Origin of the sequence: Acidovorax sp. (genome assembly GCF_046339755.1) — a bacterium.
Taxonomy (GTDB): domain Bacteria; phylum Pseudomonadota; class Gammaproteobacteria; order Burkholderiales; family Burkholderiaceae_C; genus Acidovorax.
This window is the reverse complement of sequence record NZ_JBKDTZ010000051.1, coordinates 18,186-29,193: the sequence shown is the minus strand read 5'-3', so window position 1 is coordinate 29,193 and position 11,008 is coordinate 18,186. Positions and strand designations below refer to the sequence as shown.

General features: G+C 68.3%; 10 protein-coding genes. 7 read left to right on the top strand and 3 right to left on the bottom strand.

What is annotated here, in order from left to right:
- From ACK59X_RS04250 to ACK59X_RS04220, 7 genes are all read left to right on the top strand, one after another.
- Positions 1 to 1,434 (top strand): aldehyde dehydrogenase family protein (locus ACK59X_RS04250; RefSeq protein ID WP_409955451.1); only part of this gene is annotated, 1,434 nt, incomplete at its 5' end.
- Between the two features lie 31 nt (positions 1,435 to 1,465).
- A complete protein-coding gene (locus ACK59X_RS04245) occupies positions 1,466 to 2,641 on the top strand; it encodes an NAD(P)/FAD-dependent oxidoreductase (protein ID WP_409955449.1) in 1,176 nt (391 codons plus the stop codon).
- A gap of 65 nt (positions 2,642 to 2,706) precedes the next feature.
- On the top strand, positions 2,707 to 3,627 hold the full coding sequence (locus tag ACK59X_RS04240) for an amino acid ABC transporter substrate-binding protein (RefSeq protein ID WP_409955448.1): 921 nt from the start codon (positions 2,707 to 2,709) through the stop codon (positions 3,625 to 3,627).
- The gene (locus ACK59X_RS04235; RefSeq protein ID WP_409955447.1) at positions 3,624 to 4,850 is read left to right on the top strand and encodes a pyridoxal phosphate-dependent aminotransferase; all 1,227 of its coding nucleotides are present in this window, start codon (positions 3,624 to 3,626) and stop codon (positions 4,848 to 4,850) included. Before ACK59X_RS04240 ends, ACK59X_RS04235 begins: the two co-directional genes overlap by 4 nt.
- Before the next feature lie 44 nt (positions 4,851 to 4,894).
- On the top strand, positions 4,895 to 6,595 hold the full coding sequence (locus ACK59X_RS04230; protein ID WP_409955445.1) for a thiamine pyrophosphate-binding protein: 1,701 nt from the start codon (positions 4,895 to 4,897) through the stop codon (positions 6,593 to 6,595).
- Positions 6,596 to 6,660: 65 nt separating this feature from the next.
- Positions 6,661 to 7,929, top strand: coding sequence for a DNA polymerase IV (locus ACK59X_RS04225; RefSeq protein WP_409955444.1), 1,269 nt, complete (start codon positions 6,661 to 6,663; stop codon positions 7,927 to 7,929).
- Between the two features lie 43 nt (positions 7,930 to 7,972).
- Positions 7,973 to 8,287 carry a hypothetical protein gene (locus ACK59X_RS04220; RefSeq protein WP_409955442.1) on the top strand — a complete coding sequence of 105 codons (315 nt, stop codon included), beginning with the start codon at positions 7,973 to 7,975 and terminating at the stop codon, positions 8,285 to 8,287.
- Between the two features lie 32 nt (positions 8,288 to 8,319).
- On the opposite strand, the gene queF is transcribed toward ACK59X_RS04220, so the two are convergent.
- The 3 genes from queF to yaaA are packed head-to-tail and all read right to left on the bottom strand — an operon-like array spanning position 8,320 to position 10,864.
- On the bottom strand, positions 8,320 to 9,171 hold the full coding sequence (gene queF / locus ACK59X_RS04215) for an NADPH-dependent 7-cyano-7-deazaguanine reductase QueF (RefSeq protein ID WP_409955441.1): 852 nt from the start codon (positions 9,169 to 9,171) through the stop codon (positions 8,320 to 8,322).
- A gap of 8 nt (positions 9,172 to 9,179) precedes the next feature.
- Positions 9,180 to 10,076 carry a 2OG-Fe(II) oxygenase gene (locus tag ACK59X_RS04210; RefSeq protein ID WP_409955440.1) on the bottom strand — a complete coding sequence of 299 codons (897 nt, stop codon included), beginning with the start codon at positions 10,074 to 10,076 and terminating at the stop codon, positions 9,180 to 9,182.
- An 8-nt stretch (positions 10,077 to 10,084) separates the two neighbouring features.
- A complete protein-coding gene (yaaA, locus tag ACK59X_RS04205) occupies positions 10,085 to 10,864 on the bottom strand; it encodes a peroxide stress protein YaaA (RefSeq protein WP_409955438.1) in 780 nt (259 codons plus the stop codon).
- Positions 10,865 to 11,008: the final 144 nt, after the last annotated feature.

Genomic DNA, 11,008 nt, shown 5'->3' with positions numbered 1-11,008 from the left:
CCGGTGCGCTCGCCCATCACGGGCGAGGCCATCGGCGCCGTGCACGAGGTTTCCGCTGCCGATGCCACCGCGGCCATCGCCCGCGCGCAGGCCGCCTTCCAGGCCTGGCGCCAGGTGCCGGCGCCGCGCCGCGGCGAACTGGTGCGCCTGCTGGGCGAAGAACTGCGCGCCGCCAAGGACGACCTGGGCCTGCTCGTGACCATCGAGGCCGGCAAGATCCCGTCCGAGGGCCTGGGCGAGGTGCAGGAGATGATCGACATCTGCGACTTCGCGGTCGGCCTGTCGCGCCAGCTCTACGGCCTGACCATCGCCACCGAGCGTCCCGGCCACCGCATGATGGAAACCTGGCACCCGCTGGGCGTGTGCGGCGTGATCTCGGCCTTCAACTTCCCCGTGGCCGTGTGGTCGTGGAACGCGGCCCTGGCCCTGGTCTGTGGTGATTCGGTGGTCTGGAAGCCGTCCGAGAAGACGCCCCTCACGGCCCTCGCCACCCATGCCATCGCCCAGCGCGCCCTGGCCCGCTTCGGCGATGCGCCCGAAGGCCTGCTGGAACTGCTGATCGGCCAGCGCGGCATCGGCGAGGTGCTGGTGGATGACACCCGCGTGGCCGTGCTCTCGGCCACCGGCTCCACGGCCATGGGCCGTGCCGTCGGCCCGCGCCTGGCGGCCCGCTTCGCCCGCGCCATCCTGGAGCTCGGTGGCAACAACGCCGCCATCGTCGCCCCCACGGCCGACCTGGACCTGGCCCTGCGCGGCATCGCCTTCGCGGCCATGGGTACGGCCGGCCAGCGCTGCACCACGCTGCGCCGCCTGTTCGTGCACGACAGCATCTACGACACCCTGGTGCCCCAACTGCGCAAGGTGTACGGCAACGTGCAGGTGGGCGACCCGCGCAGCGCCGGCACCCTGGTCGGCCCGCTGATTGATCGCGGCGCCTACGACGGCATGCAGAAGGCGCTGGAAGAAGCCCGCGCCCTCGATGCCAAGGTGCACGGCGGCGAGCGCGTACCGGGCCTGGGCGGCGGCGATGCCTACTACGTGCGCCCCGCGCTGGTCGAACTGCAAAAGCACGAAGGCCCGGCCCTGCACGAGACCTTCGCGCCCATCCTCTATGTCGTGCGCTACCGCACGCTCGACGAGGCCATCGCCTGGAACAACGCAGTGGGCGCGGGCCTGTCGTCTTCGATCTTCACGCTCAACGTGCGCGAGGCCGAGCAGTTCATGTCCGCTGCGGGTTCGGACTGCGGCATCGCCAACGTCAACATCGGCCCGAGCGGCGCCGAGATCGGCGGCGCCTTCGGCGGCGAGAAGGAAACCGGCGGTGGCCGCGAAGCCGGCTCCGACAGCTGGAAGGCGTACATGCGCCGCGCCACCAACACCATCAACTATTCCACCGCACTGCCGCTAGCACAGGGCGTGAAGTTCGACGTCTAAAACGGCTCAGTTTGCTGGCAGGAGCACCTCCATGTCCATCGTGATCATCGGCGGCGGCGTCATCGGCAGCGCCATCGCCTACGAGCTGACGCGCCAGCAGCCGGGCTGCGATGTCGTGGTGGTGGAGCGCGACCCGAGCTACGCGCGGGCCTCTTCGGCCCTGTCGGCCAGTTCCATCCGCCAGCAGTTCTCCACCGACATCAATGTGCAGATCTCGGCCTACGGCATCGGCTTTTTGCGCAATGTGGGCACGCTGTTGGCGTGCAACGGCGATGTGCCCGGCATCGGCCTGCACGAAGGCGGTTACCTCTACCTGGCCACTGCGGCCGGCGAGGCCACGCTGCGCGACAACCACGCCGTGCAAAAGCGCCATGGTGCTGATGTGGCGCTGCTCGATCCGGCCGAGCTGGCCGCGCGCTTCCCCTGGCTGGCGCTGCAGGATGTGGTGCTGGGTTCGCTCGGCCTGTCGGGCGAGGGCTGGTTCGATGGCTATTTGCTGCTCACCGCGCTGCGCAAGAAGGCGCAGAGCCAGGGCGTGCGCTATCTGGCCGACGAGGCCGTGGGCTTTGACATGTCTGCCGGTGATGGCGTGCAGCATGTCACCGCCGTGCAGCTGAAAAGCGGCACCACGCTGCCCTGCAGCCATGCAGTGAATGCCGGTGGTCCCTGGGCCGCTGCCATCGCGGCCTGGGCCGGTATCGCGCTGCCCGTGGTGGGCAAGCGCCGCACCGTGTTCCATCTGTCCAGCCTGGCGCCGTTGCCGCGCTGTCCCCTGCTCATCGACACCAGCGGCATCTGGCTGCGGCCCGAGGGCCAGGGTTTCATCTGCGGCTTTGCACCGCCGGCCGACGAGGATGCGGACTTCGCGCCGCTCGACCCCGAGTACCACGCCTTCGAAGACCATGTCTGGCCCACCCTGGCCGAGCGCATCCCCGGCTTCGAGGCGCTGCGCATGCAGGGCGCCTGGGCCGGCTACTACGAGATGAACACCTTCGACCACAACGCCATCGTGGGCCTCTCGCCTGCCTGCGACAACCTGGTGTTCGCCAATGGCTTCTCGGGCCACGGCCTGCAGCAATGCCCCGCCGTGGGCCGGTGCGTGGCCGAGCTGTTGCTCACGGGCGGCTATCGCAGCCTGGACCTGTCGCCGCTGTCCATCGAGCGCATCGCGCGCAATGAACCGCTGCTCGAAAAGAACGTGATCTGAGAGTCCTCTGAGAGCGCCCTTTTTTCTCACCCCTTTCCCAACCATAACCACAAGGAGACGACGGCATGGCATCTTTCCGCAAGACCACCTTCACCGCGCTGGCCGCAGGCCTGGCACTCGCCTGCGCTGCATTCGCACCGGCGCATGCACAAACCCCGGCCACCAACACGCTGGACAAGATCAAGGCCAGCGGCAAGGTGGTGCTGGGCGTGCGCGAAACCTCGCCGCCCATGGCCTATGCACTGGGCGCCAACGAGAAGTACGTGGGCTACCACGTCGAGCTGTGCGAGCGCGTGCTCAAGGAGATCGTGCCCACCGCCAAGCTCGAATACATGGCCGTGACGGCGCAGAACACGCTGCCGCTGGTGCAGAACGGCACGCTCGACATCGGCTGCGGCCCCACCACCAACAACACCGCGCGCCAGCAGCAGGTGGCCTTCGCGGTGACCACCTATGTGAGCGAAGTGCGCATGGCGGTGCGCAAGGATTCGGACCTCAAGTCGATCAGCCAGCTCGCGGGCCGCACCATTGCGGCGTCCACCGGCACCACGGCCGTGCAGCTGCTGCGCAAGCAGGAACGCGCCCTGGGCGGCGCACCCATCAAGACCGTGCTGGGCAAGGACCACCACGAGAGCTTCCTGCTGCTCGAATCGGGCCGCGCCGATGCCTTCGTGCTCGACGACAACCTGCTGGCCGGCATGATCGCCAACGCCAAGGACCCTTCGTCCTTCCGCATCGTGGGCGAGCCGCTGGGCGCCGAGCCGATCGCGCTGCTGTTCCGCAAGGACGACCCGACCTTCAAGGCCGCCGTGGACGGCGTGCTCACCAAGCTCATGCAGAGCGGCGAGATGGAGAAGATCTACACCAAGTGGTTCGTCGCCCCCATCCCGCCCAAGAATGTGGGCCTGAACCTGCCACTGAGCACCACGCTGCGCCAGCTGTTCGCCGCCCCCAACGACAAGCCCCTGGAGACCTACCAGCAATGAACGCCGCCATCCCCGCCACGGCCTTTCGCGCGGCCGACCGCATCAGCGCCATCGGTGTGTCGGACATCGTGCGCATCACCCAAGCCGCCAACGAGCTCAAGCGCCAGGGCCAGCCCGTGATCGTGCTGGGCCTGGGCGAGCCGGACTTCGACACGCCGGTGCACATCCAGGAAGCCGCGCAGCAGGCCATGGCGCGGGGTGAGACCCACTACACCGTGCTGGACGGCACGCCCGAACTCAAGGCCGCCATCCAGCGCAAGTTCCAGCGCGACAACGGGCTGGAATTCGCCACCCACGAGATCACCGTGGGCGCCGGCGCCAAGCAGGTCATCTACAACGCGCTGATGGCCAGCCTGAACCCGGGCGACGAGGTCATCCTGCCCGCGCCGTACTGGACCTCGTACGCCGACATGGTGCTGATTGCGGGCGGCGTGCCCGTGGTCGTGCCATGCAGCGAGGCCAACGGCTTTCGCATCACGGCCGAACAGCTCGGCGCCGCGATCACGCCGCGCACGCGCTGGGTGTTCATCAACTCGCCTTCCAATCCCAGCGGCACGGCCTACAGCGCCGAGCAGCTCAAGCCCATTCTGGAGGTGGTGCTGCACCATCCGCAGGTCTGGGTGCTGGCGGACGACATCTATGAGCACATCCTGTACGACGGCCATGCCTTCGCCACCCCTGTGGCCGTGCTGCCCGCGCTGCGCGAGCGCACGCTCACGGTGAACGGCGTGTCCAAGTCGTATGCCATGACGGGCTGGCGCATCGGCTACGGTGCAGGCCCGCGCGCGCTGATCGCGGCCATGGCCGTGGTGCAGAGCCAGGCCACCTCGTGCGCCTCGTCCATCAGCCAGGCCGCGGCCGTGGCCGCGCTGAACGGTCCGCAGGACATCGTGGCCGAGCGCTGCCGCGAGTTCCAGGCCCGGCGCGACCTGGTGGTGGCCGCGCTCAACGCCTCGCCCGGGCTGCGCTGCCGCGTGCCCGAAGGGGCGTTCTACACCTTTGCCAGTTGCGAAGGCGTGCTGGGCCGCACCACGCCGGGCGGCGCCACGCTGCGCAGCGATGCGGATTTCTGCGACTACCTGCTGCGCGAGTTTCACGTCGCCGTGGTGCCCGGCAGCGTGCTGGGGCTGGCTCCGTTCTTCCGTATCTCGTACGCTGCGTCCATGGCCGACCTGCAGGAAGCCTGCGCGCGCATTCGTCGTGCGTGCGAGGCGCTGCGCTGAGTCCCCTGTAATTTCTTTTTTTTCTCTCGTTTCGGACCTCTGACATGACTTCGCCATCCCCCTCCAGCAACGCCGCCGCCAGCCGCACGGGCGGCCAGATCCTGGTGCAGCAGCTCATCACCCACGGCGTCAAGCAGCTGTTCTGTGTTCCGGGCGAGAGCTACCTGGCCGTGCTGGACGCGCTGCACGGCGCGAGCATTGCCGTCACCGTCTGCCGCCAGGAAGGCGGCGCGGCCATGATGGCCGAGGCCCAGGGCAAGCTCACGGGCCGGCCGGGCATCTGCTTCGTCACGCGCGGCCCGGGGGCCACCAATGCCTCGGCCGGCGTGCACATCGCCCACCAAGACTCCACGCCCATGATCCTCTTCGTGGGCCAGGTGGCGCGCGGCGCTTTGGGGCGCGAGGCCTTCCAGGAGCTGGACTACGGCGCCGTGTTCGGCACCATGGCCAAGTGGGTGGTGGAGATCGACGACCCGGCGCGCGTGCCCGAACTCATCTCGCGCGCCTTCCACGTTGCCACCTCGGGCCGGCCCGGTCCCGTGGTGGTGGCCCTGCCCGAGGACATGCTGACCGAGGCCGCCACCGTGGCCGATGCGCTGCCCTACCAGGTGACCGAAACCCACCCTGGCACCGCGCAGATGTCCGAGCTGGCCGAGCGCTTGAGCGTAGCGAAGCAGCCCGTGGCCATCCTGGGCGGCAGCCGCTGGTCCGAGCAGGCCGTGCGCGAGTTCACGGCCTTTGCCGAGGCCTGGTCCCTGCCCGTGTACTGCTCGTTCCGCCGGCAGATGCTGTTCCCGGCCACGCACGCCTGCTATGGCGGCGACCTGGGACTGGGTGTCAACCCCAAGCTGCTGGCGCGCATCCGTTCGTCCGACCTGGTGCTGGTGCTGGGCGGCCGCCTGTCCGAAGTGCCCTCGCAGGGCTACGAGCTGTTCGCCATTCCCAACCCCGTGCAGCCGCTGGTGCACGTGCATGCCGATGCCGACGAACTGGGCCGGCTGTACCGGCCCGCACAGGCCATCCATGCCACGCCGCAGGCCTTCACCGCTGCGCTGGCCAGTGTGCGCCCCACTGCCGCCGTGTCCTGGGCAGCCCATGCCGAGGCCGCCCATGCCGAGTACCTGGCCTGGAGCGACACCGCCCCCATCCGCATCCCCGGTGACCTGCAGATGGGCCAGGTGATGCAGCACCTGAAGGAGGTGCTGCCCGCCGACACCATCTTCTGCAACGGCGCGGGCAACTTCGCCACCTGGATCCACCGCTTCTGGCCCTTCACCACCTATGCCAGCCAACTGGCGCCCACCAGCGGCTCCATGGGCTATGGCCTGCCGGCCGGCGTGGGCGGCAAGCGCCTGTGGCCCGAGCGCGAGGTGGTGATCTTTGCCGGTGACGGTGACTTCCTCATGCACGGCCAGGAGTTCGCCACCGCCGTGCAGTACGGCCTGCCCATCATCGTGGTGCTGCTGGACAATGCCATGTACGGCACCATCCGCATGCACCAGGAGCGCGAGTACCCGGGCCGCATCAGCGCCACCGCGCTCAAGAACCCCGACTTCAAGGCCTACGCCCAGGCCTTCGGCGGCCATGGTGAGCGCGTGACCAGCACTGAGGAATTCGCGCCCGCGCTGGCCCGTGCGCGCGCCAGCGGCCTGCCCAGCGTTCTGCACTGCCTGATCGATCCCGAGGCCATCACGCCCACGGGCACGCTGCAGGGCCTGCGCAACGCGGCACTCGCCAAGAAATAACGCGGCCCATTCAACCCTGCGTCGGCCGGGCGGCTGACAGCAGGGTGGCGCTGCTTTTGCGCACAATGGAGGCCGTGACCTCCCCACTGCCTGAAGAGCCCTCCGCGCCGCGCCTGCGCCGCATCGCGCACCTCGACATGGATGCCTTCTTCGCATCCGTCGAGCTGCTGCGCTACCCGCAGCTCAAGGGCCTGCCGGTGGTGATCGGCGGCGGGCGGCGCAAGGTGGACGAGCTCTTGCACCAGAGCCCCGACGGCCAGGGCCTGCGCGCGCCGCACTTCATCCCGGTGGAGGACTTCCCGCGGCTCAAGGATTACGTGGGCCGGGGGGTCATCACGACGGCCACATACCCCGCCCGCCAGTTCGGCGTGGGCTCGGCCATGGGCATGATGAAGGCCGCCAAACTGTGCCCCCATGCCATCGTGCTGCCCGTGGACTTCGACGAGGTACGCCGCTTCTCGCGCCTGTTCAAGAGCACCATCACCGAGATCGCCCCCGTGATGCAGGACCGCGGTGTGGACGAGGTCTACATCGACTTCACCGACGTGCCCGGCGGCCAGCGCGAAGGGGGCCGGGTTCTGGCCCGGCTCATCCAGAAAAGCATCTTCGACGTGACAGGCCTGACCTGCTCCAGCGGCGTGGCGCCCAACCGGCTGCTGGCCAAGATGGCCAGCGAGTTCAACAAGCCCAACGGCATTTCCATCGTCCACGAGGAAGACCTCGAAACGAAGATCTGGCCGCTCAACGTGCGCAAGATCAATGGCATCGGCCCCAAGGCGGGTGAGAAGCTTGCGGGGCTGGGTATTACGACCATTGGCGAACTGGCAGCGCAGGACCCGCAGTGGCTCATCGAACGCTTCGGCAAGTCGAGCGGGGCCTGGATGCACCGCGTGGCCTGGGGCCGCGACGACAGCCCCGTGGTCACCGAGAGCGAGCCTGTGAGCATGAGCCGCGAGACCACCTTCGACCGCGACCTGCATGCCGTGCGCGACAAGGCGGAACTCGGCCGCATCTTCACCGACCTGTGCGAGCGCGTGGCCGCCGACCTGCAGCGCAAGGGCTATGTGGGCAAGACCATCGGCATCAAGCTGCGCTACGACGACTTCAAGATCGCCACGCGCGACCAGACGCTGGACCGCTACACCCAGGATGCGGCCACCATCCGCCGCACGGCGGGACTGTGCCTCAAGCGCGTGCCGCTGGACCGCAAGCTGCGCCTGCTGGGCGTGCGCGTGGGCACGCTGGAGCGGGAGGGCGAGGTGCCCGACGGCCCGCCCGAGCCGCGACCACCCCGGGTGCGTGGGGGCGATCCGCACACCCGGCCATTGTTCTAAGGCACGCTTCTTGCCTGCACGCTGTGGTGTCAGAGGGCGGGGCTTGACGAATTCTTACGTCAAACTTACATTGAACATCCTCTGGCGGGAGATGGTCATGACGCTCAACGAGCTCCAACGCATCAAGCAATGGCATGTGGACCACCGGGTGGAGCATCCGCTGGAGTACCACTTGTGGGACCTGGTGCTCACGCTCTGGCTCATGGGCTGGGTGGGCTGGGTGCCCACTTGTGCCTTCGGCGAAGCCTGGGCCGCGCCCCTGTGCTTTGCCGGTACCCTGCTGCCCAGTCTTTATGTGGCCTGGCGCGCCCGTGCGCACCGCTTGAATCGGTTGCGATGCGATTGGCTCAGGGCGTGAACGCCCCTGAGCGGCCGCGCCGGTTCAGGCGCTCATTGCCGAGCGGTGCGCACGTTGCCCGGCAGGGATTGGGGGTGGCTGGTGCGCAGTGGGTTGATGTCCAGGCCGCCGCGGCGCGTGTAGCGCGCGTAGACCGTGAGCTTGAGCGGTTTGCAGCGCGTCCACAGGTCCATGAAGATGCGCTCCACGCACTGCTCGTGGAACTCGTTGTGGTTGCGAAAGCTCACCAGGTACTGCAGCAGCCCTTCCTGGTCGATGGGGGCGCCGGTGTAGCGGATCTGCACGCTGCCCCAGTCGGGTTGGCCGGTCACCAGGCAGTTGCTCTTGAGCAGGTTGCTGGTGAGCACCTCGGTGACGGCGGGCTCGTCGTGCACGGCATGCAGCAGCTCGGGCGCGGGCTGGTAGTGCGTGCACTCCACGTCCAGCCGGTCCAGGCTCAGGCCGTCGAGTTCGTGCACGGGCTCCTGGTCGAACATCTCGGGCAGCAGCAGCTTCACACCCACCGTGGCGGGGTGCTGGGCACCGCGCCAGACGGCCTCGCTCACGTCGGTGCGGATGCGCGCCTGCACTTCCGACGGGTCGGCGAAGCGCGTGTTGTTGAAGCTGTTGAGGTAGAGCTTGAAGGACTTGCTCTCGACAATGTTCGGCGTCTCGCACGGGATGGTGATGTGCAGCAGCGCCACCTGCGGCTTGCCGCGCAGGTTGAGCCAGGACAGCTCGAACGCGGTCCACAGGTCGGCGCCGAAGAAGGGCGGGGCCGCGGTGATGCCGATCTCGGCGCGCTTGCCGGCGCGCGGGATCGGGAACAGCAGCGCGGCGTCGTACTGGTCGACATAGGCCGAGGCCTTGCCCAGCTGGGATTGTTCGGGGGTGTTGTCGTTCATGGCAGGCCTCACTTGAATTCGCGCTCGCGCAGCCACTTGGTGGCGATCCACTTCTCGCCGGCGATGACCGGCGCGCCGCCGTGCAATGTCTTGGTGGAGGGATGGGCGCGCTCGTAGCTGAAGAACACGGCATTGCCGCGCTGGGGAGCCACTTCGACGTGCACGTCGGGGAAGGTGGTGCCGCCGCCCTTTTCGGGCGTGTTGAGGTACATCACCAGCGTGCCCACACGCTGCCCGCCGCGCTTGAGGATGGTGGGCGTGCCCGGCTCGCCCGGATCGAAATAGTCGTAGTGCGGCTTGTACTCGGCGCCGGGGCGGTAGTGCAGGACCTGCAGGCCCTCGCCGTTCTCGATGGGCCAGTCCAGCAGCCGGGCGATGCGCTCCTCGATGCGCTGCACCACCGGGTTCTCGCCGCGCTGAAAGAACATGCCGTCGCTGGTGCGGTCGTCGTTGACCTCCTCGCCACCGGTCTTTGTCGCGACCGTGAGCGAGCGTGCCATGCGGGGCGCGGCCGCGGCGATCAGGGCGTCGCATTCCTCGGCAGACAGCAGGTTTCCGAACACCACGATGCGCGGCTTGGCGATGGCCAGCAGGATATTCACCGCGCGGTCGCCAGCGTCGATCTGGGCCGGCGATTCGTCCAGCAGGGGTTCGGGCACCTTCACGGCGGGCGGCTGGCCCTGCTGCTCGGCCAGCGCGTTGAGGTGGTCCTGCAGCGTGATCTCCAGCGCTTCGGCGGCCACGTCCTCGTTCCAGCCGGCGTCGCGCATGGACTGCAGCACCACGGGGGCGGCGAAGCCGGCTTCGGCCTGTTCGATGATCCAGCGGCGCAGCTCGGGCGTGATGGCCTGGCGCGCGGCAGCGGCGGTCGCGGTGGAAGCTGACTGTTCGGAAGACGATGCCATGGCAGATCTCACACGTTGGTCTTGCGCCGGAACACCAGGCGCTCGGGTTGGGAGGCAGCGGGAGCAAAAGTGTAGCCTTCCAGGTCAAAGCCCTGGAGGCCGTGCGGGGTGGCGATGCGCTGGGTGACGGCGTAGCGCGCCATCAGACCGCGCGCGCGCTTGGCGTGGAAGCTGATGATCTTGTAGGCGCCGCCCTTCCAGTCCTCGAACACGCATTCGACCACGCGGGCCTTGAGGGCCTGGGTGTCCACGGCCTTGAAGTACTCCTGCGAGGCGAGGTTCACCACCACCGGCGTGGTGTCGGCGCGCAGCCGGGTGTTCAGGTGTTTGGCGATGCGGTCGCCCCAGTACTGGTACAGGTTGCTGCCGGCCTCTGTGGCCAGGCGCGTGCCCATCTCCAGGCGGTAGGGCTGCATGAGGTCGAGCGGGCGCAGCAGGCCGTACAGGCCGCTCAGGATGCACACATGGTCCTGTGCCCATTGCAGGTCGTCGCCGTCCAGCGTGCGTGCCTGCAGGCCCTCATAGACGTCGCCATTGAAGGCCAGCAGCGCCTGGCGCGCGTTGGCGGCCGAGAAGCGCGGTTTCCAGGCCTGGTAGCGCGCCACATTCAGGGCGGCGAGCTTGTCGCTCAGGGACATCAGCGAAGCGATGTCCTGGGGCGACTTTTCGCGCAGCACCTTGATCAGATCCTTGGATTGCGGCACGAACTGCGGCAGCGTGTGCGGCAGGTCGGGTGGCAGCGGGGTTTCATAGTCCAGCGACTTGGCGGGGGACAGCAGGAACAGCATGGTGGCGTGGTGGTTCGTAAGGCCCGAACCAAGGAATGGTGGGCACTGTTGGCGTGGTCATGAGGATACCGGTATCGGCCCTGCACGCGTGCAGGGGCCGGGCCCAAAGCAAGAAGGCGGCCGAGGCCGCCTTCTTGTGGGTTC

Excerpts from the sequence above, each read along its gene's own strand:
- ACK59X_RS04245 (WP_409955449.1), top strand. The coding sequence starts at position 1,466 with ATGTCCATCGTGATCATCGGCGGCGGCGTCATCGGCAGCGCCATCGCC.
- queF (WP_409955441.1), bottom strand. The coding sequence starts at position 9,171 with ATGAACGACAACACCCCCGAACAATCCCAGCTGGGCAAGGCCTCGGCC.
- ACK59X_RS04225 (WP_409955444.1), top strand. The coding sequence starts at position 6,661 with ATGGAGGCCGTGACCTCCCCACTGCCTGAAGAGCCCTCCGCGCCGCGC.
- yaaA (WP_409955438.1), bottom strand. The coding sequence starts at position 10,864 with ATGCTGTTCCTGCTGTCCCCCGCCAAGTCGCTGGACTATGAAACCCCG.
- ACK59X_RS04210 (WP_409955440.1), bottom strand. The coding sequence starts at position 10,076 with ATGGCATCGTCTTCCGAACAGTCAGCTTCCACCGCGACCGCCGCTGCC.
- ACK59X_RS04240 (WP_409955448.1), top strand. The coding sequence starts at position 2,707 with ATGGCATCTTTCCGCAAGACCACCTTCACCGCGCTGGCCGCAGGCCTG.
- ACK59X_RS04235 (WP_409955447.1), top strand. The coding sequence starts at position 3,624 with ATGAACGCCGCCATCCCCGCCACGGCCTTTCGCGCGGCCGACCGCATC.
- ACK59X_RS04230 (WP_409955445.1), top strand. The coding sequence starts at position 4,895 with ATGACTTCGCCATCCCCCTCCAGCAACGCCGCCGCCAGCCGCACGGGC.